Annotated in this window: 25 protein-coding genes and 1 tRNA gene; 5 read left to right on the forward strand and 21 right to left on the reverse strand. The window is 62.4% G+C overall.

Annotated elements, in window-relative coordinates; translation table 11 throughout:
• Nucleotides 1–47 precede the first annotated feature (47 nt).
• Complete coding sequence (locus IB261_RS22580; RefSeq protein ID WP_017522093.1) at nt 48–299, reverse strand: sulfurtransferase TusA family protein; 252 nt, start codon at nt 297–299, stop codon at nt 48–50.
• A 225-nt stretch (nt 300–524) separates the two neighbouring features.
• Here IB261_RS22580 and IB261_RS22585 point away from each other — a divergent pair, with 225 nt between their 5' ends.
• Nucleotides 525–1,961 carry a M48 family metalloprotease gene (locus tag IB261_RS22585; RefSeq protein WP_081520168.1) on the forward strand — a complete coding sequence of 479 codons (1,437 nt, stop codon included), beginning with the start codon at nt 525–527 and terminating at the stop codon, nt 1,959–1,961.
• Between the two features lie 62 nt (nt 1,962–2,023).
• Here the strand turns inward: IB261_RS22585 and nadA are convergent, their stop codons facing one another.
• From nadA to IB261_RS22670, 17 genes are all read right to left on the reverse strand, one after another.
• Nucleotides 2,024–3,082, reverse strand: a complete 1,059-nt coding sequence (gene nadA / locus IB261_RS22590; RefSeq protein WP_192381098.1) for a quinolinate synthase NadA — start codon at nt 3,080–3,082, stop codon at nt 2,024–2,026.
• Between the two features lie 158 nt (nt 3,083–3,240).
• Nucleotides 3,241–3,316 (reverse strand) — tRNA-Lys (locus IB261_RS22595).
• A 59-nt stretch (nt 3,317–3,375) separates the two neighbouring features.
• Nucleotides 3,376–4,050 carry a 7-cyano-7-deazaguanine synthase QueC gene (gene queC, locus IB261_RS22600; protein WP_081520349.1) on the reverse strand — a complete coding sequence of 225 codons (675 nt, stop codon included), beginning with the start codon at nt 4,048–4,050 and terminating at the stop codon, nt 3,376–3,378.
• A gap of 37 nt (nt 4,051–4,087) precedes the next feature.
• Complete coding sequence (gene queE, locus IB261_RS22605) at nt 4,088–4,735, reverse strand: 7-carboxy-7-deazaguanine synthase QueE (protein ID WP_081520166.1); 648 nt, start codon at nt 4,733–4,735, stop codon at nt 4,088–4,090.
• 199 nt (nt 4,736–4,934) lie between these two features.
• On the reverse strand, nt 4,935–5,777 hold the full coding sequence (gene ybgF / locus IB261_RS22610; RefSeq protein ID WP_081520165.1) for a tol-pal system protein YbgF: 843 nt from the start codon (nt 5,775–5,777) through the stop codon (nt 4,935–4,937).
• 6 nt (nt 5,778–5,783) lie between these two features.
• Entirely contained in the window at nt 5,784–6,290 is a 507-nt protein-coding gene (gene pal, locus IB261_RS22615) for a peptidoglycan-associated lipoprotein Pal (RefSeq protein WP_017522099.1), read from the reverse strand.
• Nucleotides 6,291–6,342: 52 nt separating this feature from the next.
• Complete coding sequence (tolB, locus tag IB261_RS22620; RefSeq protein WP_151187984.1) at nt 6,343–7,641, reverse strand: Tol-Pal system beta propeller repeat protein TolB; 1,299 nt, start codon at nt 7,639–7,641, stop codon at nt 6,343–6,345.
• Nucleotides 7,638–8,693: a cell envelope integrity protein TolA gene (gene tolA / locus IB261_RS22625; RefSeq protein ID WP_151187985.1), complete on the reverse strand. Its 1,056-nt coding sequence runs from the start codon at nt 8,691–8,693 to the stop codon at nt 7,638–7,640. Before tolA ends, tolB begins: the two co-directional genes overlap by 4 nt.
• A complete protein-coding gene (gene tolR, locus IB261_RS22630; protein WP_081520162.1) occupies nt 8,690–9,154 on the reverse strand; it encodes a protein TolR in 465 nt (154 codons plus the stop codon). Before tolR ends, tolA begins: the two co-directional genes overlap by 4 nt.
• Before the next feature lie 24 nt (nt 9,155–9,178).
• Nucleotides 9,179–9,874, reverse strand: a complete 696-nt coding sequence (gene tolQ, locus IB261_RS22635; RefSeq protein ID WP_045210353.1) for a protein TolQ — start codon at nt 9,872–9,874, stop codon at nt 9,179–9,181.
• A 1-nt stretch (nt 9,875) separates the two neighbouring features.
• Complete coding sequence (gene ybgC, locus IB261_RS22640; RefSeq protein WP_081520161.1) at nt 9,876–10,322, reverse strand: tol-pal system-associated acyl-CoA thioesterase; 447 nt, start codon at nt 10,320–10,322, stop codon at nt 9,876–9,878.
• A 52-nt stretch (nt 10,323–10,374) separates the two neighbouring features.
• Nucleotides 10,375–11,433, reverse strand: a complete 1,059-nt coding sequence (gene ruvB / locus IB261_RS22645) for a Holliday junction branch migration DNA helicase RuvB (RefSeq protein ID WP_138215289.1) — start codon at nt 11,431–11,433, stop codon at nt 10,375–10,377.
• A 10-nt stretch (nt 11,434–11,443) separates the two neighbouring features.
• Complete coding sequence (gene ruvA / locus IB261_RS22650) at nt 11,444–12,049, reverse strand: Holliday junction branch migration protein RuvA (protein ID WP_081520159.1); 606 nt, start codon at nt 12,047–12,049, stop codon at nt 11,444–11,446.
• 34 nt (nt 12,050–12,083) lie between these two features.
• Nucleotides 12,084–12,608 carry a crossover junction endodeoxyribonuclease RuvC gene (gene ruvC, locus IB261_RS22655; protein ID WP_081520158.1) on the reverse strand — a complete coding sequence of 175 codons (525 nt, stop codon included), beginning with the start codon at nt 12,606–12,608 and terminating at the stop codon, nt 12,084–12,086.
• Nucleotides 12,609–12,724: 116 nt separating this feature from the next.
• Entirely contained in the window at nt 12,725–13,471 is a 747-nt protein-coding gene (locus tag IB261_RS22660) for a YebC/PmpR family DNA-binding transcriptional regulator (RefSeq protein WP_192381097.1), read from the reverse strand.
• A 73-nt stretch (nt 13,472–13,544) separates the two neighbouring features.
• The gene (aspS, locus tag IB261_RS22665) at nt 13,545–15,323 is read right to left on the reverse strand and encodes an aspartate--tRNA ligase (protein WP_192381096.1); all 1,779 of its coding nucleotides are present in this window, start codon (nt 15,321–15,323) and stop codon (nt 13,545–13,547) included.
• A 43-nt stretch (nt 15,324–15,366) separates the two neighbouring features.
• Nucleotides 15,367–15,636, reverse strand: a complete 270-nt coding sequence (locus IB261_RS22670; RefSeq protein ID WP_081520156.1) for an FmdB family zinc ribbon protein — start codon at nt 15,634–15,636, stop codon at nt 15,367–15,369.
• Between the two features lie 241 nt (nt 15,637–15,877).
• On the opposite strand from IB261_RS22670, the gene IB261_RS22675 reads away from it, so the two are divergent.
• Both IB261_RS22675 and IB261_RS22680 read left to right on the forward strand, forming a co-directional pair.
• Nucleotides 15,878–16,348 (forward strand): Dps family protein, encoded by a 471-nt coding sequence (locus IB261_RS22675; protein ID WP_192381095.1) that lies wholly within the window; start codon nt 15,878–15,880, stop codon nt 16,346–16,348.
• Nucleotides 16,349–16,565: 217 nt separating this feature from the next.
• Nucleotides 16,566–17,162, forward strand: a complete 597-nt coding sequence (locus IB261_RS22680; RefSeq protein ID WP_412548373.1) for a cold shock domain-containing protein membrane protein — start codon at nt 16,566–16,568, stop codon at nt 17,160–17,162.
• Between the two features lie 70 nt (nt 17,163–17,232).
• Here IB261_RS22680 and IB261_RS22685 read toward each other — a convergent pair whose 3' ends face one another.
• Nucleotides 17,233–17,439 carry a SlyX family protein gene (locus IB261_RS22685; RefSeq protein ID WP_045210356.1) on the reverse strand — a complete coding sequence of 69 codons (207 nt, stop codon included), beginning with the start codon at nt 17,437–17,439 and terminating at the stop codon, nt 17,233–17,235.
• Nucleotides 17,440–17,442: 3 nt separating this feature from the next.
• Entirely contained in the window at nt 17,443–17,868 is a 426-nt protein-coding gene (locus IB261_RS22690; protein WP_151187988.1) for an HIT family protein, read from the reverse strand.
• A gap of 716 nt (nt 17,869–18,584) precedes the next feature.
• Here IB261_RS22690 and IB261_RS22695 point away from each other — a divergent pair.
• A complete protein-coding gene (locus IB261_RS22695; RefSeq protein ID WP_081520152.1) occupies nt 18,585–19,907 on the forward strand; it encodes an OprD family porin in 1,323 nt (440 codons plus the stop codon).
• A gap of 94 nt (nt 19,908–20,001) precedes the next feature.
• On the opposite strand, the gene IB261_RS22700 is transcribed toward IB261_RS22695, so the two are convergent.
• Nucleotides 20,002–20,409 (reverse strand): PaaI family thioesterase, encoded by a 408-nt coding sequence (locus IB261_RS22700; RefSeq protein WP_139791665.1) that lies wholly within the window; start codon nt 20,407–20,409, stop codon nt 20,002–20,004.
• A 111-nt stretch (nt 20,410–20,520) separates the two neighbouring features.
• Here IB261_RS22700 and IB261_RS22705 point away from each other — a divergent pair, with 111 nt between their 5' ends.
• Nucleotides 20,521–22,236 (forward strand): proline--tRNA ligase, encoded by a 1,716-nt coding sequence (locus IB261_RS22705; protein WP_081520150.1) that lies wholly within the window; start codon nt 20,521–20,523, stop codon nt 22,234–22,236.
• The last annotated feature ends 1 nt before the right edge of the window (nt 22,237 follow it).

Raw genomic sequence — 22,237 nt, forward strand, 5'->3', positions numbered from 1 at the left:
ACCTGCGAAACGAATGGGGTAACGTCGCGGTTACCCGCGATCAGGGGCTACTTCTTGCGCAGCCAGTAGCGATAGACGCCGGCTTCGACCTCTTCATGCAGCAGCGAGTGCCCGGCAAGATCGGCGAAAACGCGGAAGTCGCGCTGCGAGCCCGCATCGGTGGCGATCACCTTGAGCACCGCTCCACTGGGAAGCCGGTTCAGCTCCAGCTTGGCCTTGAGCAGCGGCAACGGACAATTGAGACCGCTGGCGTCCAGCTCCGCGTCACAGGCGGGGACGGACGGCGTGGAATCGGACATCGAAACGAACTCCAGTCAGGGCGCCCAAGAATACCGAAAGCGTTGGAAAAGTAACCAGGCCCTGCAGAGACGCTGTTCATTAATGAAGCCGTCAGACTCGGGGTTGAAAGGGCCACGGAGCGGAAATACCCGATTCGAATTGCGCCGCACTTCCGCCCTGCAAACTAGGCATAGGCGTAAGCGTGCGGCTAAAGTAGAGCCTTTCTCGGAACGAGCCTTGTGTACATGAAAGTACTCCGCCCTGCCCTGCTGTCGCTCGCTGTCGCCTTCGCCATGCCGGCCCTGGCGGACGACCTGCCTTCCCTGGGGGACGCCAGCTCGTCCATCGTCTCCCCGGAGCAGGAGTTCCAGCTCGGCCGCGCCTGGCTGAGCATGCTGCGCAACCAGGTCGACACGCTCAACGATCCGCAACTCAAGGACTATGTCGAGTCCAGCGTCTACCGCCTGGCGGAGTCCAGCGAACTGCAGGACCACCGCCTGGCGTTCATCCTGATCCGAGACAAACAGATCAACGCCTTCGCCGCCCCTGGCGGCGTGGTCGGCGTCAACGGCGGCCTGTTCATCTATGCCCAGACCGAAGGCGAGTACATCGCAGTACTGGCGCACGAACTCGGCCACCTCAGCCAACGCCACTTCGCCCGCGGCATCGAAGCACAACAGCGCATGCAGGTACCGGTGATGGCCGCCATGCTGGCCGGCATCATCGCCGCCGCCGCCGGCGCCGGTGATGCGGGTATCGCTGCCATCGCCGGCACCCAGGCCGCGGCCATCCAGAACCAACTGCGCTTCTCCCGGCAGAACGAACAGGAAGCCGACCGCGTCGGCGTTGCCACCATGGTCCGCGCCGGCTACGACCCGCGCTCCATGCCCAACATGTTCGAGCGCCTGGCCCGCCAGTACCGTTACGAGGGCAAACCGCCGGAATTCCTGCTGACTCACCCAGTCACCGAATCGCGTATCGCCGACACCCGCAACCGCGCCGAGCAGTACCCCAAGGGCGGCAAGGAAGACTCGCTGCGCTACGAGCTGATGCGCGCCCGCGTCCAGCAGATGTTCGAAGACACGCCGGGCATGGCCAGCAAGCAGTTCCGCGCGCAACTCGACGAAGACCCGAAGAACGACGCTGCGCGCTACGGCCTTGCGCTGTCGCAGACCAAGATCGGCCAGCTCAACGACGCCCGCAGCAACCTGCAGCAGCTGCTGGCCAAGGCGCCCAACGACATCAGCTACAACCTGGCCATGTCCGATCTCGACATCACCGCCAACAAGCTGCCCGACGCCCAGGCGCGGGTGCAGAAGATGCTCGGCCAGTACCCGGACAGCTACCCGCTGATCCAGGCCAATGCCGACCTGATGATGAAGACCAACCGCGCGGCCGATGCCGAGAAAACGCTGTTCAAGCTGTCCCAGCGCCGCCCGCTGGACCCGGACGTGTGGAACCGCCTGGCCGACGCCTGCACCCTGAGTGGCAACGCCATTGGCGTGTACCAGGCCCGCGCGGAGTACTACGCACTCACCGGCGACTACAAGCAGGCGATCGAGCAGCTGGACTTCGCCAAGCGCCGCGCCGGCGGCAACTTCACCCTGGCCGCGCGCCTGGATGCCCGCCAGCAGGAGTTCCGCGAGCAGGAGCGCATCCTCAAGGAAATGATGGGACGCTGAGCCCTTCTCCCGCCCACAAAAAAGCCCGGCATCTGCCGGGCTTTTTCATTCACGCATGCTGATCAGGCATTGCCCGCCAGCTTCAACTTCGCCGCCTGGGTAAAGTCGAGCATGCGCTTGAGCGGCTTGATTGCCTTGGGAATCAGCGCCGGGTCGACGAAGATTTCGCCCGAGCCGTCCTTCAGGCACGCCAGGGTGCGCTCCAGGGTGTTCATGGCCATCCACGGGCAGTGCGCACAGCTGCGGCAGGCCGCACCGTTGCCGGCGGTGGGCGCCTCGATGAATTCCTTGTCCGGGCACAGCTGCTGCATCTTGTAGAAGATGCCGCGGTCGGTGGCGACGATGAAGCGTTTGTTCGCCAGCGTTTGCGCGGCCTTGATCAGCTGGCTGGTGGAGCCCACGGCATCGGCCAGGTCCACCACCGCCTCCGGCGACTCCGGGTGCACCAGGATCGCGGCGTCCGGGTAGATCGCCTTGAGGTCTTCCAGCTGCTTGGCCTTGAACTCCTCGTGAACGATGCAGGCACCGTCCCAGAGCAGCATGTCGGCGCCAGTCTCGCGCTGGATATAGCGGCCCAGGTGCTGGTCCGGCGCCCAGAGGATCGGCTCGCCGTTGTCCATCAGGTGCTCGACGATCTCCACGGCGCAACTGGAGGTCACTACCCAGTCGGCGCGCGCCTTCACGGCTGCCGAGGTGTTCGCGTAGACCACCACGGTGCGCTCGGGATGCTGGTCGCAGAAAGCGGAGAACTCTTCCACCGGGCAGCCCAGGTCCAGCGAGCAGGTCGCCTCCAGGGTCGGCATCAGTACGCGCTTTTCCGGGTTGAGGATTTTCGCGGTCTCGCCCATGAAGCGAACACCGGCGACCACCACGGTCTGCGCCGAATGCTGGTTGCCAAAACGGGCCATTTCCAGCGAGTCGGAAACGCAGCCGCCGGTCTCTTCGGCCAGCGCCTGGATCACCGGGTCGCAGTAGTAGTGCGCGACGAGCACGGCGTTCTGCGCCTTCAGCTCGGCGGCGATGGCCGCACGGTAGTCGGCCTCTTCCTGCACGCTCAGCACCCGCGGCTGCTTCGCCGCCAGATGGGCCTGGACCAGCAGGCGTTCGGAAATCTGGGACATCGTGTGAAAACCTCAACAGGCACGGTCTGATTATGCCGGCGATTTTATCACCACCGCCTTACGACGCGGTGCACCGTGGATGGCCATACGGCAGACTTTTTCCGGCACATGGCAAAAGCCCCGTGATCTTTCGATCACGGGGCTTTTGTCTTACATGTTGGTGGGTCGTGTGGGATTCGAACCTACGACCAATTGGTTAAAAGCCAACTGCTCTACCGACTGAGCTAACGACCCAACGTGGGGCGTATAATACTGATTTCTAACGCAAAAACAACACCCTTCGAAAACTTTTTTCAGAAATATCGCGTCGGGTCGGAAATTCCCGCGGCCAAAAAGCCCTCGGAACGCAGTCGGCAGCTGTCGCATTTACCGCACGCACGCCCGTCATCATCGGCCTGATAGCAGGAAACCGTCAGGCTGTAATCCACGCCCTGGGCGATGCCCGCCTCGATGATCTGCGCCTTGGAAAGGAACTGCAGCGGCGCCTGAATGCGGAAGCCGTCGCCCTCCACACCGGCCTTGGTAGCCAGGTTGGCCATGCGCTCGAAAGCCTCGACGAACTCGGGACGACAATCCGGGTAGCCGGAATAATCCACGGCGTTCACGCCGATGAAGATATCCCGCGCACCGAGCACCTCCGCCCACCCCAGCGCGAGCGAAAGGAAAACGGTATTGCGCGCCGGCACGTAGGTGACCGGGATACCTTCGCCGGGTGCCTCGGGCACATCGATGCGGCTATCGGTCAGGGCGGAGCCGCCGATGCCGTTCAGGTTCAGGCCGATCACCTTGTGCTCGATCACGCCCTGCTGGCGAGCGACCCGCTCGGCTGCCTGCAACTCGGCACGGTGACGCTGTCCGTAATCGAAACTCATGGTGTAGCAGTCGTAGCCTTCTGCCTTGGCCATGGCGACCACGGTCGCGGAGTCCAGGCCGCCGGAGAGCAGGATTACGGCTTTCTTGTCGTTCATGGATGGCTTGATGGACATGAGTAGGTCTCCTCCGCGCTCAATGGCCCGGCTCGTCGTTCCAGAGAATCTTGTGCAACTGCAGTTGCAGGCGCACTGGCAAGTTGTCGCTGACGATCCAGTCGGCCAGCTCACGCGCGTGCACTTCGCGGTGGCTGGGCGAGAACAGCACCTCGCCGGCTCGTTGCTCCAGGCGGTACTCGATCAGCTTGGACACCGCCCAGTCATAGTCCTCGCGGGAGCAGATGACGAACTTCACCTGATCGTTGGACGTCAGCTCGCCGATGTTCTCGTAGCGATTGCGCACCACCTCCCCGGAGCCCGGAGTTTTCAGGTCGAGGATGCGGCTGACGCGGCGGTCGGTGGCGGAGATATCCAGCGCACCACTGGTTTCCAGCGAAACCTCATAGCCGGCATCGCACAGGCGCTCGAGCAGCGGGATGCAATTGGGCTGAGCCAAAGGCTCGCCGCCGGTCACGCAGACGTAGCGCGGGCGGTACTGGGCAACCTGGTCAAGGATGGCGTCGAGGGACTGGATCTCGCCACCACTGAACGCATAGGCGGTATCGCAGTAATTGCAGCGCAGGGGGCAGCCCGTCAGGCGTACGAACACGGTCGGCAAGCCGGCGGTGCGCGTTTCCCCCTGCAACGAGTAGAAAATCTCGGTAATGCGCAGGGTCTGTTGCATATCAGCCACGGGCGTGACGGCTACACAGACCATCCGCCTCCGTTGCGTTGGAGTCGTGGGCGCGCTCACTGGGCGCCCGGCAAGCCCGGAACACAGCAGACATCAGCCGAGCTGAAACCACTGGTGCTTTCCGGGGGCGGGAATTCTAACGAAAAAACCCGCGACGGGCGCGGGTTTTCGGACAGTGCGGTGCGGTGCCTTACTTGAGGTTCTTCAGGTCACGCTGGGACAGCTGGGCGGCGGAAGAGCCCGGATACTGGGCCACGACCTGCTGCAGGATGCCACGGGCCTTGTCGGTATTGCCCAGGCGGCGCTCGACATCAGCGAGCTTGTACAGCGAGTCCGGCACCTTGGCGCTGCTCGGGTAGGCCTGGCTGACGCGAGCGAAGGCCTGGCCGGCGCCCTGCAGGTCACCCTTGGCGAGATTTACTTCGCCAAGCCAGTACTGTGCGTTGCCAGCATACTGGCTGTTTGGATACTTGCGCAGGAAGGCGCCGAAGGCCTGGCTGGCCTTGTCGAAATCCTTGGCCTTGATCAGGTCAAAGGAGGCGTCGTAGTAAAGCTTTTCTTTTGCCGGGTCACCCGGCTCGCTGCTGGCAGCGGGCTGCTGTTGCTGGGCGGCGGCTACGCCTGCCCCGGCGGCAGCTCCGGCACTGGCGCCGGCAGCGGAGGAATCCTGTTGAACAGCAGCACCGGCCGCTCCTGCACCTGCACCGCTGGAAAGGCGGCTGTCGATGTCCTGGAAGCGTTCCTGGTTTTCCTGCTTCATTTGCTGGATCTGGTTCTGCTGCTCTTCGAGCATGCCGCGCAGACGGGACATCTCGTCCTGCATCTGCTGCAGCTGCATGAACAGCTGAGCCTGACCGGAGACGGGAGTAGTCATCCCGCCTCCGGCGTAGGCGCCATCGGCGCCTGCGGTGCCATAACCCGAGGGCGGTGTGCTGGCATAGCCACCATTACCGTCCTGTACCGGAACCGCGGCTGCCGCCATGAGGGGCAGTCCGCATGCGATCAAGGTCAGAAAACGCAGGCGCATCGGCATCAGGTCTTACTTCTTCAGCTCAACGCGACGGTTCTGGGCCCAGGACTGCTCGTCGTGGCCAGTGGCAACCGGACGCTCTTTGCCGTAGGAAACCAGTTCCAGCTGAGCCGGGGAAACGCCCTGCAGTACCAGGTAGCGCTGAACGGCCTTGGCACGACGCTCGCCCAGAGCCATGTTGTACTCGCGGGTGCCGCGCTCGTCAGTGTGACCTTCCAGGACTACGCGCTGGCCGGAACCTTTCAGGTCCTTGGCGTGTACGTCCAGGGCACGCATGGCTTCCGGCTTCAGGTCGGAGCTGTCGTACTCGAAGTAGAAGGTGGTGATAGCGCGCAGAGCGGCTTCGTCGCTCAGGGAGCCGTCAACGGCACCGCTGTTTGCGCCGTAGCCAGCGTTCGGATCAACGCCGCCATTGGCGCCTTCGCCAGTAGCATCGCCTTTCTTGGACGAACAGCCGACGGCAACAGCCATGGCGAGGGCGATAACGGCAAATTTGCCGAATTTCAGCATTTCCATCATGTAACTCCTAATGAACCCCAGTGTATAAATTTGAAACAGTTGGCAACCGTCAGTTCAGGTAAGGGGACCAGGAAGGCTCGCGCACGTCGCCTTGAGCGGTGGGTAGCGGTAACCGAACACGTCCGTTGATGCTCACGAGCATCAACACGCCCCGGTCCTGCTGGCGGGTGGCATATATTAGCATCGTGCCATTTGGCGCAACAGTGGGCGAATCATCCAGGTTGGTGTTGGAAAGTACCCGGAGATTACCGCGCTGAAGGTCCTGCGCCGCGATCTGGAAGTTGGTGAAACCGTCCTGGCGGTGAACCATGACCAGGGTCTTCTCGTCCGCCGACAGTTTCGGGTTGGCGTTGTAGTTGCCGATGAAGGTCACACGGTCGGTAGCGCCCGAGTTCACGTTCATCTTGTAGATCTGCGGCTTGCCGCCACGATCCGAGGTGAAGTACAGGGTCGAGCCGTCCGCGCCCCAGAAGGGTTCGGTGTCGATCGCCGAGTTGTTGGTCAGGCGACGCAGCTGGCGGCTGCCCAGGTCCATCACGTAGATCTCCGGATTGCCGTCACGCGACAGCACGAAGGCCAGGCGGTTGCCGTCCGGCGAGAAGGCCGGGGCGCCATTGAGGCCTTCGAAGTTGGAAATCTGCTCGCGGCGACCGGTGTCGACGTACTGCATGAAGATGCGCGGACGCTTCTGCTCGAAGGACACGTAGGCGATGCGACGGCCATCGGGCGAGAAACGCGGCGAGAGGATCGGCTCGCGCGACTGCAGCAGGGTCACCGGGCGGGCGCCATCATAGTCGGAGCGCTGCAGGGTGTAGCGGGTGTTGTCCACCGAGAAGCGCTCTGCGGTCACGTAGAGCATCTTGGTGGAGAACGCCCCCTTGATGCCGGTGAGCTTCTCGAACGACTGATCGGCGATGTAGTGCGACATGTCGCGCAGCTGGTCGGTGGTGCCGCCCACGCTGCCGGTGAGGACCTGCTCCTGGGTCGACACGTTGAGCAGGGCGTACTGGATCTGCAGGCGGCCGCCATTAGGGACGATGCTGCCGACCAGGACGTACTGCGCACCGAGGGCCTGCCAGTCGCGGTAGATCACCTCGCTGGCCTGGGCCGGCTGGCTGATCATGTTCTGGCGCGGGATCGGCTCGAAATAACCGGAGTTGCGCAGGTCGCTGCCGATGATGTTCGACATGTCTTCGGGCAGGACGTTGCCGCCCTGCCAGCCGAACGGAACCACGGCAATCGGGACGGCCGAGTCACGACCGCTGGAGATCACCAGCGGGTCGGCGGCCTGCGCTGCGCCGGCCACCAGGGCCAGGGCGAAGAGCGCGAAGCGAATCAGGGTACTCACAGATCTAAATCCTCCGGTTTGAAGACCATTCGGCGCTGACGATACAGGCTATCGAAAGTGGCACGATCCAGTTTTTGCAGTTCGGGAACACGGCCCACGTTTTTGACCGCTGCCACCGCCGAATCGTCGAACGGCTTGTCACCACTGGAGCGGGTTACGCTTACGCCGGTGATCGCCCCGCTCGGCAGCATCTGAATCAGCACTTCTACGCTCATTCCGTTACGAGCTGAAGGAGGACGGCTCCACTGCTGGCTCACCAGGCTGACGATCAGATCGTCGAAGTTGCCCGCCACCTCGTCACCTTGCTCGTCGGCCAGGGCCTGTTGCCGTTGCGTGTCGTTGGACAGCAGGTCGGCCAGCGCCTGGGCCTTCTTGTCTTCCGTGGCCTTGCGGGCTGCGGCAGCGGCTGCAGCAGCAGCCTTCTTCTTCGCAGCCTCGACCGCGGCAGCCTTCTTCTTGGCATCATCCGCGGCGGCTTTTTTCTTCGCGTCCTCGGCGGCCTTCTTCTTGGCCTCCTCGGCAGCTTTCTTCTTCGCCTCTTCAGCGGCCTCTTTCTTGGCCTCTTCCTCGGCTTTCTTCTTGGCGATATCCGCCTGCTGTTTCTGCTCGGCAGCCTTGGCCTCAGCCGCTTTCTTGGCGGCTGCGGCAGCATCGGCCACCTTCTTGGCGTCGTCTGCCTTCTTGGCTTCAGCGGCTTTCTCGGCGGCATCTGCAGCCTTTTGAGCCGCATCGGCCTTCTTTTGTTCCTCGGCTTTCGCAGCAGCCAATGCCTGCTGCTCAGCCTTCTTCTGCTCGAGCTGCTCCTGCTCGTATTGCTTGGCCGAAGTCTTCTTCGCCTCGCCGGCTATCTTCTGGTTGGTCTGCTGGGTCGCCTGGCTCTTGGACTTCAGCTGGTACAGCGTAGCCTGGACGATCGGCCGCGAAGGCGGCAGTTCAGGCGTACTGGCCCAGCTGACGAACAGCATGGCGAAGATCAGGACGTGCAGAGCCACGGCCAGGACCGTTGGCCAGAAGTAGCCTTCCGATTGAGAGCGCTCGAGCTGGTGCATCAACTACCTGGTGCCTCGGTAATCAGACCGACGTTGCCGACTCCGGCTTTCTGCAGACCGCCCATGACGGCCATGACAGAGCCATAGTCGACTGCCTTGTCCCCACGGACGAAGACCTGGACTTTCTTACCCTGACTGCTGTTTTGCGCCATGATCGCGGTAGCCGCGGTCACCAGCTGATCGAGGTCAACGGCAGTCTGGCTGGCCTTGCCCTGATCCGGGTCCACTTCGGAGCCCATGTTCCAGTAGTAGGTCTTGTCGGCCTTGATGGAGATGGTGAGCACGCGGGAATCGTTATCCTGCGGCAGCGCTTCGCTGGAAACCTTGGGCAGATCAACCTTGACGCCCTGGTTGAGCATGGGCGCGGTCACCATGAAAATGACCAGCAGTACCAACATCACGTCGATGTAGGGCACCACGTTCATTTCCGCGACCGGCTTGCGCTTGTGACGAACTCTTGCCATGACGGCTTACCTCTTGGTCGTCGATCAATCGTCGCTGGTGTGCACTTTGCGGTGCAGGATCGCCTGGAACTCGTCGGCGAAGGTGTAGTAGCGACCGATGAGCATTTCCGAGCGGGCGGCGAAACGGTTGTAGGCGATGACCGCGGGGATGGCCGCGAACAGGCCGATGGCGGTGGCGATCAGCGCTTCGGCAATACCCGGCGCCACGGTGGCGAGGGTGGCCTGCTGCACGGTGGCCAGGCCACGGAAGGAGTTCATGATCCCCCACACGGTGCCGAACAGACCGATGTACGGGCTGGTGGAACCGACGGTGGCGAGGAACGGCAGGCTGGTTTCCAGCTTCTCTTCCTCGCGGGAAATGGCGACGCGCATCGCGCGGGAAACGCCTTCCATCACCGCATCCGGGTCAACGCCGGCCTGCTGGCGCAGACGGGAGAATTCCTTGAAGCCGGCACGGAAGATCTGCTCGACCCCCGAATCCGGATCGGGGTTGCTGCCCGCCTGACGATAGAGCTTGGACAGGTCAATGCCCGACCAGAAGCGCTCTTCGAAAGTTTCCAGGGCCTTCTTCGCCGAGCGCATCATGTTGCTGCGCTGGAAAATCATGATCCAGGAAGTGACCGATGCGGCCACCAGGGTCAGCATCACCAGCTGTACCACGACGCTGGCGTTACTGATCAAGCTCCACATGGAAGTATGGTCGACGACGTTCGGTTCCACGTTAATCTCCTGCTGAAAGGGTGTCCGGACTGCCGGCAAATGCCGCACGCAACACATCTGGGATAGCGCGGGGTTTCAGGTTGTCCGCCCGCACGCACGCCACCAGGAATCGCCCCTCGCAGAGCAAGGTCGAATCCGACGCCCGTCGAACCTGTTGACGAAACTTCAGGCTCGCACGGTTCAACTCCTCCACCTCGACGCTGACAAGCAGCTCGTCATCCAGGCGGGCCGGCGCGTGATAGCGCGCCTCAGCCGAATGAACGACGAAAAGCAGGTTCTCCCCCGCCAGCTGTGACTGGGCGAAGCCCAGATCACGCAGCCGCTCGGTACGAGCCCGCTCCATGAACTTGAGGTAGTTGACGTAGTAGACGATGCCGCCGGCATCGGTGTCCTCGTAATAGACCCGATACCGCTGCTGGAACGGCTGACCCCCGTGTTGCGCGCGCATACTCTAGAACCAAGTAAAGACTTTGCCAATCGGCAATCGTCTACAAATGCAATTAATTACCATCTTCAGGGACGAACAGATCCGATGTCGTCCCCTCCCCCATCCGCTTCGGCACATTCAAGCCGAAATGCAGGTACGCATGCCGGGTCACTACACGCCCCCGAGGTGTGCGCATGATATAGCCTTGCTGGATCAGATAGGGCTCCAGCACGTCTTCAATCGTGTGTCTTTCTTCGCTGATGGCCGCCGCGAGGTTGTCGATCCCCACCGGGCCACCGTCGAACTTGTCGATCATGGTCAGCAGCAGGCGGCGATCCTGGTGATCGAAGCCTCTTTCATCCACGTCCAGCAGGTTCAGCGCCTTGTCGGCGATGTCGCTGCTGATGTGGCCGGTGCCGCGCACCTCGGCGAAATCCCGCACCCGCCGCAGCAGGCGGTTGGCGATCCGCGGCGTACCGCGTGCGCGCCGAGCGATCTCGTAGGCGCCCGCCGGCTCGATCTCCAGACCGAGAATGCCCGCCGAACGGGCGACGATGCTGGACAGGTCGTCCACACCGTAGAACTCCAGGCGCTGCACGATACCGAAGCGGTCACGCAGCGGGTTGGTCAGCATGCCGGCGCGAGTGGTCGCCCCCACCAGAGTGAAGGGCGGCAGATCGAGCTTGATCGAACGCGCAGCCGGGCCCTCGCCGATCATGATGTCCAGCTGGAAGTCTTCCATGGCCGGATACAGCACTTCCTCGACGATGGGCGAGAGGCGGTGAATCTCGTCCACGAACAGCACGTCGTTGGGTTCGAGGTTGGTCAGCAGCGCCGCCAGATCGCCAGGCCGCTCCAGCACCGGGCCGGAAGTGCTCTTGATCGAAACCCCCATTTCCTGGGCGATGATGTTCGCCAGGGTGGTCTTGCCCAGGCCGGGCGGGCCGAAGATCAGCGTGTGATCCAGCGCCTCCTGGCGCCCACGGGCCGCCTGGATGAACAACTCCATCTGTTCACGCACCACCGGCTGACCGACGTAGTCGGCCAGCTTCAGCGGGCGGATGGCGCGGTCGAGCTGCTCTTCGCGGTCACGACCGGTTACAGAGGAGATCAGGCGATCGGCTTCGATCATCGATGGCTACCTAGACCATGCCCTTGAGGGCACGACGGATGAGTTCTTCGCTGGACAAGCCTTCCTCCTGCACGGCGGCCACGGCGCGGCTCGCCTCCTGGGGTTTGAAGCCCAGTGCGATCAGCGCACTGACCGCATCGGACTCGGCGCTTGAGACTGCGGCAACCAGTCGGGGTTCCACCACCAACGGCGCGATGGAAGGAATATTTTCCCACGCCTTGAAGCGATCTTTCAGCTCCACCAGCAGGCGTTCGGCAGTCTTCTTGCCCACGCCCGGAATCTTCACCAGGGTGGAAGTATCCTGCGCCTGCACGCAACGCACCAGCTCATCGACTTCCAGCCCCGACATCAGCGCCAGCGCCAGCTTCGGGCCCACGCCATTGAGGCGGATCAGCTCGCGGAACAGCTCGCGCTCGCGCTTCTCGGCAAAGCCGTAGAGCAGGTGGGCATCCTCGCGCACCACGAGGTGGGTGTGCAGGGTCACCGGCTCGCCCAGGCTCGGCAAGCGATACAGGGTGGTCATCGGCACTTCGAGCTCGTAGCCCACGCCATTCACATCGACGATCAGGTGCGGCGGTTGTTTTTCCGCCAGGGTGCCACGCAGGCGTCCAATCACGGGAGTTTGTCCTTGCTCAATGTTTTTCCGGATATCACAGGCGCAAGCGTCCGCCACGTCGGCGGGCGCCTACCAGGCCGTGTGGCACCAGGCTCTGCCGGGTGTGCGCGTGGCACAGGGCGATGGCCAGGGCGTCGGAGGCGTCGATCTGCGGCTTCTGCACAAGCTTGAGCAAGTGCATGACCATCATCTGGACCTGCTGCTTGTCCGCACCTCCGGTGCCGGCAATCGCCTGCTTGACCTGGCTCGCCGTGTACTCGGCGATCTGCAAGCCTTCTTCCGCTGCCGCGACTATCGCCGCGCCGCGCGCCTGCCCCAGCTTCAACGCCGAGTCGGCGTTACGCGCCATGAACACCTGCTCGATGCCCATCATGGTCGGCTGGTAGGTCTGGATGACCTCGCGCACGCCACGGAAGACGATCTGCAGGCGCTCGAACAGTTCGCCGTTGCCGGTACGGATGCAGCCCGATGCCACGTACTCGCAGCCACGGCCGGTGTCGCGCACCACGCCGAAGCCGGTTATCCGTGAACCTGGGTCGATACCGAGAATCAGGGTCATGTCCGTCCGATCAAACCTTGTCCGTAACCTGTACTTCAGATAACAAAAACCGGAAGCGGGAGGCGCCGCTGACGACCACTCCCGCTTCCGGCTTCAGACCAGCGCCGGTGGTGGGATCAGCCCAGCTGGGCCATCACCTCGTCCGGGATTTCCGCATTGGAGTAGACGTTCTGCACGTCGTCCAGGTCTTCGAGCATGTCGATCAGCTTGAGGACCTTCTGCGCGGTGTCCAGGTCCAGGGCCGCAGTGGTCGACGGGATCATGGTGATCTCGGCGTCTTCGCCCTTGAAACCGGCTTCGGTCAGCGCTTCGTTGACCGAGATGAAATCGGCGAAGGTGGTGAAGACGTCGATGGAACCATCGTCGTTGACCACCACGTCGTCGGCGCCGGCTTCCAGCGCGGCATCCATCAGGGCTTCTTCGTTCACGCCCGGCGCATAGCTGATCTGACCCTTGCGCTCGAACATGTAGGCCACCGAACCGTCGGTACCCAGGTTGCCGCCGCACTTGCTGAAGGCATGACGCACTTCGGCCGCGGTGCGGTTGCGGTTGTCGGTCATCGCTTCGACGATGATCGCCACGCCGCTGGGCGCGTAACCTTCGTAGGTCAGCTCGGCCATGTTATCCGCTTCGCTGGAGCCCACGCCGCGCTGGATGGCGCGATCGATGGTATCGCGGGTCATGTTGGCGGTCAGCGCCTTGTCCACGGCCAGGCGCAGACGCGGGTTGTCCGCCGGGATCCCCCCGCCCTGCTTGGCAGCGACGGTCAGCTCACGGATGAGCTTGGTGAAGATCTTGCCCTTCTTGGCGTCCTGACGTTCCTTGCGGTGCTTGATGTTGGCCCATTTGGAATGACCAGCCATAACTCACTCCGTATCGCTTGTTTGCTTCGCACGCGGCGCCCGGTTTGCGGGCGCCGCGGCAATCTGGATCGACTTACTCGGCGGCCTTCTGCTGCTCGCGGAGGCGGATGTTCAGCTCGCGCAGAGCCTTGGCATCCACAGTGCCCGGAGCCTGGGTCATGACGTCGCCGGCGCTCTGGGTTTTCGGGAAGGCGATGACTTCGCGGATCGAGGCCGCGCCGGTCATCAGCATCACCAGACGGTCCAGGCCGAAGGCCAGGCCACCGTGCGGCGGTGCGCCGTACTTGAGGGCGTCGAGGAGGAAGCCGAACTTCTCTTCCTGCTCCGCATCATCGATGCCGAGCACGCGGAACACCGCCTGCTGCATGGACTTGTCGTGGATACGGATGGAACCACCGCCCAGCTCGGTACCGTTGAGCACCATGTCGTAGGCACGGGACAGCTTGCCGGCCGGGTTGGCCTCGAGCTCTTCCGGGGTGCACTTGGGCGCGGTGAACGGGTGGTGCAGGGAAGTCAGGCTGCCGTCGTCGTTCTCTTCGAACATCGGGAAGTCCACGACCCACATCGGCGCCCACTCCTTGGTGAGCAGGTTGAGGTCATGGCCGACCTTGATGCGCAGCGCGCCCAGGGCGTCGCAGACGATCTTGGCCTTGTCGGCGCCGAAGAACACGATGTCGCCATCGACCGCGCCAACGCGATCAAGGATCTCGTTCAGGTTCGGCTCGGCGATGTTCTTCACGATCGGCGACTGCAGGCCTTCCACGCCCTTGGCGCGTTCGTTGACCTTGATGTAGGCCAGACCCTTGGCGCCGTAGATGCCGACGAACTTGGTGTAGTCGTCGATCTGCTTGCGCGGCATGCTCGCACCGCCCGGAACGCGCAGGGCGGCAACGCGGCCCTTCGAATCGTTGGCCGGGCCGGAGAAGACCTTGAACTCGACGTCCTTCAACTGATCGGCCACGTCGACCAGTTCCAGCGGGATACGCAGGTCAGGCTTGTCCGAACCGTAGCGGCGCATGGCCTCTTCGAACGGCATGTGCGGGAATTCGTCGAACTCGACGTTCAGCACTTCCTTGAACAGTTGGCGAACCATCTTCTCGGTGATCTCGATGATGTCGCTTTCTTCGAGGAAGCTGGTTTCGATGTCGATCTGGGTGAATTCCGGCTGACGGTCGGCACGCAGGTCTTCATCGCGGAAGCACTTGGCGATCTGGTAGTAGCGGTCGAAGCCGGCCACCATCAGCAGCTGCTTGAACAGCTGGGGCGACTGCGGCAGGGCGAAGAAGTGACCCGGGTAGGTGCGGCTCGGCACCAGGTAGTCACGCGCGCCTTCCGGAGTCGGGCGACCGAGGATCGGGGTTTCCACGTCGAGGAAACCGTTGTCGTCCAGATAGCGGCGGATGCTGCTGGTGATGCGCGCACGCAGCTTCAGCTTGGCGGCCATCTCCGGGCGACGCAGGTCGATGAAGCGGTAGCGCAGGCGGGTTTCCTCGCCCACGTCGGAGTATTCATCCAGCGGGAACGGCGGGGTTTCGGCCTGGTTCAGCACTTCCAGTTCATGGCCCAGCACTTCGATGGCGCCCGAAGCCATGTTCGAGTTGCGCGCGCCTTCAGGGCGCAGACGCACCTTGCCGGTGATCTTCACCACGTACTCGCTGCGCACACGGTCGGCCTTGGCGAAGGTCTCGACGCGATCCGGGTCGAACACCACCTGGGCCAGACCTTCACGATCACGCACGTCGAGGAAGATCACCCCGCCGTGGTCGCGGCGACGGTGTACCCAACCGCAAAGAGTGACTACCTGGCCGTCCAGGCTCTCGTTCAACTGGCCGCAATAGTGGCTGCGCATCATGGTGTGTTTCGCTTCTCGAAAGTCTTGAATTCTAGGGAACCGCTCATTCGCTGGCGGAGCAGGCGCCGGCACCGCAACCGGTGGCCGGACAGACCGCTGGAGCATCGCCGGAGGCCAGGTTCTTCTTCGCTCCGGTCTTGAAGTCGGTCTCGTACCAACCGCTGCCGCCCAGGCGGAAGCCCGGAGCCGACAACATCTTCTTCAATTCGGGAGCCATGCAGGCCGGACAATCGACCAACGGCGCATCGCTGATCTTCTGCAGCGATTCCAGCTGATGCGCGCAGGACTGGCACTGGTACTCGTAAATCGGCATGGAACACCTTGGCTGTGTAACGCCACGGGTCCGCGTCCCGCGGCAAAGAGGCCGATTATAGCCTGAAAAATCCACGGGTTGCAGCCGGACTCCGGTGGCGGAAAAGCCAGCCGGACGCACAACCTTTTAATAGAAAAGCTCAATCGATTGCCTTGATATAGACCAAGAGCTTCGCACCTGCACCGGTGATAGCCTCGAACCCAACACCTTGAATCACCCATGTCACGATGAGGAGATCGCCATGGACATCGATATCGGAATCGCCAAACAGGATCGCGCTGCCATCGCCGACGGCCTGTCCCGTCTGCTGGCCGACACCTACACGCTGTACCTGAAGACCCACAACTTCCACTGGAACGTCACCGGGCCGATGTTCAACACCCTGCACCTGATGTTCGAAGGGCAGTACACCGAACTGGCACTGGCCGTGGACAGCATCGCCGAACGCATCCGCGCCCTGGGCTTCCCGGCGCCAGGCACCTATGCCGCTTACGCGCGCCTGTCCTCGATCAAGGAAGAAGAAGGCGTGCCGGACGCCCAGGAGATGATCCACCTGCTGGTGCAGGGCCAGGAAGCCGTAGTGCGCACCGCACGCAGCATCTTCCCGCTGGCCGACAAGGTGGCGGACGAGCCGACCGCCGACCTGCTGACCCAGCGCATGCAGGTACACGAGAAGACCGCCTGGATGCTGCGCAGCCTGCTTGCCGAGTGATCCCTCCTTATATAAGGAAGCCCGCCAGTCGGCGGGCCTTCCTTCCCCTACGAATGGCCTAAGCGGTTGATTTGAGAAGGCAAGTGGTTTGCGGTTAAATAACCGCCGTGCGCTTCGCGCATAGGCCGCCCAGCACGCTTTCATTTTCCTTTCCAGCGTTGCACCTGGGGACGGCTGCTTCTTTTTTTCGTTACCCGCTCAAGGTGAATCCGTAGCCATGCTCAAGATCGTCCATCTCGTGACGGGCGTTGCCGCACTCGTGCTGTCCCTTATCCCGAGTCTGCGCAATGATGCCCTGCCCTACCTGCAACAGAGCGATGCCATTTACCTGGCTCTGCTCGGCCTTACCAGCCTCCTGCTCGCCCCGGGCAGCAACCTGAAACAGCCTTCGGCCCTGCAAGGCCTGGCCACTGCCCTGGTGGTTCTGGCCGTGGTGCTGCAGGTGCTGATCCTGCTCGCCCCACTGCCCTTCATCGGCGAACAACCGGCCATCGTGCTGCCGCTGCTGAGCCTGGCTGGCGCAGTCGTGCTGCAGTGGGCCGCCAACCTGAACCCGGCTCGCCCCCACGCGCCCATCGAAACCTTCCTCGGCGAGAACCGCGAAACCGGCACCGTGAAGTGGTTCAACACCTCCAAGGGCTTCGGCTTCATCTCCCGCGACTCGGGCGAAGACATCTTCGTCCACTTCCGCGCCATTCGCGGCGAGGGTCACCGCATCCTGATCGAAGGGCAGCGCGTGGAGTTCTCGGTAGTCCAGCGCGACAAGGGCCTGCAGGCGGAGGACGTGATCGCCGCCCTGCCCAACCGCCGCTGATCCACAGCCCCATGACAAAGCCCGCCAATCGGCGGGCTTTGTCATTTCTGCACTGATTAACCAGTGCGGCTCAATAGTGCGGCGGCGGAGCGTCATCTTCCGCGACGCCAACCTGGCCCTGCAGGTCTTCCAGGCGCTTGAGCAGCGCTTGCATCTGCAGACGGGTGCGCTCGATCACCCGCTCCTGCTCGTAGACCACGTCGCTCAGGGTCTGCAGTGCGTCATCCTGAAAGGCCAGCCGGCTCTCCAGGTCCATCACTCGAGTCTCCAGATCCATCATTCACTCCTGGCTGAAGCGAAAGCCATCGCCCAGCGCCATGCGCAGTTTCTCGCGCACCCGCGCCAGTTCTTCTTCTTTATAGGGAACCGCCGGGTGCTTGCCCCAGACCGGCCCCGGCCAGGCGACATCATCCTGCTTGCGCACAATCACATGCACATGCAGTTGGCTGACGACGTTGCCGAGATTGGCCACGTTCATCTTGTCCGCATCGAAAGTGTCCTTGAGCATTTCCGCCAGTTGAGTCGCTTCGCGCCACAACTGTTGCTGATCGGCGGAATCCAGCTGGAAGATTTCACTGACGTCTTCGCGACGCGGAACCAGGATGAACCACGGGTACTGCGAGTCATTCATCAACAGCAGGCTGCTCAGCGGGAAATCACCCAGCGCAACGGTGTCCTGCTGGAGACGGGAATCCAGAGCGAACATAAGACCTCTCCTGTTCGACGAGCCTTGTTTAAGCCTAGCCCCACAGGGGAGCCGAAGGGCGCGAAGAATACTAGAGAGCCCTTCCGGCGAACATGCCCGACCGACGCATCGTGCCGGAGCACGCCCTTTGCAGCGTCGCACCAGGATCGTGCATGACGCGGATTGGCATATCCCGACAACAGGCGCGTGCAGGAATCTGCACGGCAATCACGGCAATCAGCAGCGAAAAATCGTTTAAACAGCTACAACTACGGGATGCCAGAAAACGACATGCGTGCTCGTGGATGTTGCAAATCCCCAACGGAAGCCGTGAAATGCGTCAACGCGTCGCAAGACGAACACTGTGAAGGCGGCTCCGGGCATTTGTGCACGGTTGTTGCTAGAGGCAAGGACAGCGCACCGACGGCCACCCCTTTGGGAGAAGTGGACGCGGAGGCGAGAGAACTTAAGAAGTGGTCAATGGAATAGAGAACCACAAGGACTGAAGCATCAATGAAGCAATCAGGGGGCAATCTCTTTTTGCAACATGAGAACTGCTTGAATGCGACATGCGTCATGCAGCTTTGCGACAGCCCCGTAAAGATTTTGTGTGTTCATTTGGGCAACTATCGCCAACTGAACACGCGTGCTATAAGTTAGCGCCGACAAAAAAAGAAAGAGCCGTCACCGCGGCATTAGTGATGGCGAATAATTTCAAAACCAAAGGAGCAATCACAATGAAAGTGATGAAGTGGAGCGCCATCGCCCTGGCCGTTTCTGCAGGCAGCACACAACTGGCAATGGCCGAGCCCTTCGTAGGCAATCAGGCTGACGCTAAAGGCTTTGTCGAAGACAGCAGCCTGAACTTCCTGGTTCGTAACTACTACTTCAATCGCAACAAGAAAGACGGCGCCACCGATGCCCGTGACTGGACCCAGGGTTTCTGGGCCAATTACAACTCCGGCTTCACCCAAGGCACCGTTGGTTTCGGTGTTGACGCCTTCGGCTACCTGGGTCTGAAACTCGACGGTGGCAGCGGCTACGGCGGCACTGGCAACCTGCCGGTTCACGATGACGGCGACAAGGCTGACGACTTCGGCAAGGCCGGCGCAGCTGTCAAGATCCGCATCTCCAAGACCGAGCTGAAATTCGGCGACATGCAGCCCACCGCTCCGGTGTTCGCTGTAGGCGGCACCCGCCTGCTGCCGCAAACCGCCAGCGGCTTCAGCCTGATGAGCAGCGAAATCGACGGCCTGGATCTGGAAGGCGGTCACTTCTACTCCGGTACTGGCCAGGACACCACCAACCGTGACGGTGAGATCTGGTCCCAGTACGGTGGCGTTACCGCCAACAGCGCTGACTTCCTGGGTGGCAAGTACGCCATCAACGACCAGTTCTCCGCTTCGCTGTACGGCGCCAAGGTCGAAGACCTGTGGGACCAGTACTACGTGAACCTGAACTACACCCTGCCGATCGCTGACAATCAGTCCCTCGGCCTGGACTTCAACTACTACAACACCCGCGACGAAGGTTCCTCCAAGCTCGGCGACATCAGCAACAACACCTACTCGCTGGCCGCCGCTTACACCATCAGCGCGCACACCCTGACCCTCGCCTTCCAGAAAGTGAACGGCAACACTCCGTTCGACTACATCGGTATCGGCGACAACAACGCCGGCGGCGACTCGATCTTCCTCGCCAACTCCGTTCAGTACTCCGACTTCAACGGCCCGGGTGAAAAATCCATCCAAGGCCGTTACGACCTGAACATGTCCGAGTACGGTGTTCCGGGCCTGACCTTCATGGGCCGCTACATCTACGGTAAGGACATCGACGGCGACAAGATCGATCCGACCAGCCCCTACGCCAACTATGGCTATGGTCCGGACGGCAAACACCGCGAGACCAACCTGGAAGCCAAATACGTCATCCAGAGCGGCCCGGCGAAAGACCTGTCCTTCCGTGCTCGTCAGGCTTGGCACCGCGCCAACTCCGACCAGGCTGAAGGCAACGTTGATGAATTCCGCCTGATCATCGACTACCCGCTGTCCGTTCTGTAATCCAGAGCGAACTGCAGGTAACTAAAAAGCCCGGCTTCTGCCGGGCTTTTTTATTGCAACTTACCTACAACTTCGAACGTATCCATTACTGCTGTTACATCGGCAATACATATGTGCCGGTTACATGGGCGACCAGTTCCTGCGGATTGCTGACCGAGTAGACAGCTACTTCGCAAACGACCTGCCGGCGCCCCAGCTTCAATATCTTCGCCTCGGCCAGCAGGTCTTCCGGCTTGGGCTTGCTGAGAAAGTTGATATTCAGGTTGGAAGTAACAGCCATCTCGACGTTATCCAGTTGCGCCAGGATCACCGCGTACATCGCCGCGTCCGCCAGCGCCATGATGGTCGGCCCGGACACGGTTCCGCCCGGCCTCACCAGCTTTCCATGGAAGGGGATCCGCGCGAAGGCGCTGCGCCCTTCCAGGGCATCGATGCGGAAATCCATCTCGTCCGCCATGGGCAACCCCGCGCGGATGAACGCCTGTACCTGCGCTGCATTCAATCGACTCACACCACTCCTCCGCCTCCACCCGCCGCGCGCTGTACGCAGCCAGACCTGCACCGTACAATGCCCAGCCTATATTCCCCTTCGCAACCGACAAAACGGCCAAAGATGCGTACCAGTCAGTACCTGCTGTCCACCCTGAAAGAAACCCCTTCCGATGCGGTCGTCATCAGCCATCAGCTGATGCTGCGCGCCGGCATGATCCGCAAGCTGGCGTCCGGTCTCTACACCTGGCTGCCAATGGGTCTGCGGGTACTGCGCAAGGTGGAGACCATCGTTCGCGAAGAGATGAACGCCGCCGGCGCCCTGGAAGTGCTGATGCCCGCCATCCAGCCTGCCGAGCTGTGGCAGGAATCCGGCCGCTGGCAGCAGTACGGTCCCGAGTTGCTGCGCCTGAAGGATCGCCATGACCGCGACTTCTGCGTCGGCCCGACCCACGAGGAAGTGATCACCGACCTCGCGCGCAACGAGCTGAACAGCTACAAGCAGCTGCCGATCAACATGTACCAGATCCAGACCAAGTTCCGTGACGAGATCCGTCCGCGCTTCGGCCTGATGCGCGGCCGCGAGTTCATCATGAAGGACGCCTACTCCTTCCACGCCAGCCAGGACTCGCTGCAGGCGACCTACGACGTCATGTACGGCGCGTACAGCAAGATCTTCACCCGCCTGGGCCTGGACTTCCGCGCCGTGCAGGCCGACAACGGCTCCATCGGCGGCAGCGGCTCCCATGAATTCCACGTACTGGCCGGCTCCGGCGAGGACGACATCGTCTTCGGCGAATCCACCGACTACGCCGCCAACATCGAGAAGGCCGAGGCCCTGCCGCGCGAAACCGCTCGCGGCGCCGCCAGCGAAGAGCTGCGCCTGGTCGACACCCCCGAGACCAAGACCATTGCCGCCCTGGTGGAGAAGTTCGGCCTGCCGATCGAGAAGACCATCAAGACCCTGGTGGTGCACGCCGCCGAGGAAGGCAAGCTGATCGCCCTGATCGTCCGTGGCGACCACGAGCTCAATGAAATCAAGGCCGGCAACCACCCGCTGGTGGCCAGCCCCCTGCAGATGGCCAGCGAAGCGGAGATCAAGGCTGCCATTGGCGCCGCCCCCGGCTCCCTCGGCCCGCTGAACCTGCCGCTGCCCTGCATCATCGACCGCTCCGTGGCGCTGATGAGCGACTTCTCCGCCGGCGCCAACGTCGACGACAAGCACTACTTCGGCGTGAACTGGGAACGCGACCTGCCCGTACCGGAAGTCGCCGACCTGCGCAACGTCGTCGAAGGCGACCCGAGCCCGGACGGCAAGGGCACGCTGGTCATCCGTCGCGGCATCGAAGTCGGCCACATCTTCCAGCTCGGCACCAAGTACAGCGAAGCCATGAAGCTCTCCGTACTGGGCGAGAGCGGCAAGCCGGTCACCCTGATCATGGGCTGCTACGGCATCGGCGTATCCCGCGTGGTCGCCGCCGCCATCGAGCAGAACTACGACGACCGCGGCATCCTCTGGCCGGCCGCCCTGGCGCCCTTCCAGATCGCCATCGTGCCGATGAAGTACGAGAACGAAGCTGTGCGCGCCGCCACCGACAAGCTCTACGCGGACCTCACCGCCGCCGGCTTCGAAGTGCTGCTGGACGACCGCGACAAGAAGACCAGCCCCGGCGTGAAGTTCGCCGACATGGAGCTGATCGGTATCCCGCACCGCATCGTCGTCAGCGAGCGCGGCCTGGACGAAGGCACCCTGGAGTACAAGGGCCGCCGTGACGCCGAGTCGCAGCCTGTCGCCCTGTCCGACCTGCAAGCCTTCATCACGGCCAAGATCCGCAACTGAG

Source organism: Pseudomonas sp. PDM20, assembly GCF_014852575.3.
Taxonomy (GTDB): Bacteria; Pseudomonadota; Gammaproteobacteria; order Pseudomonadales; family Pseudomonadaceae; genus Pseudomonas.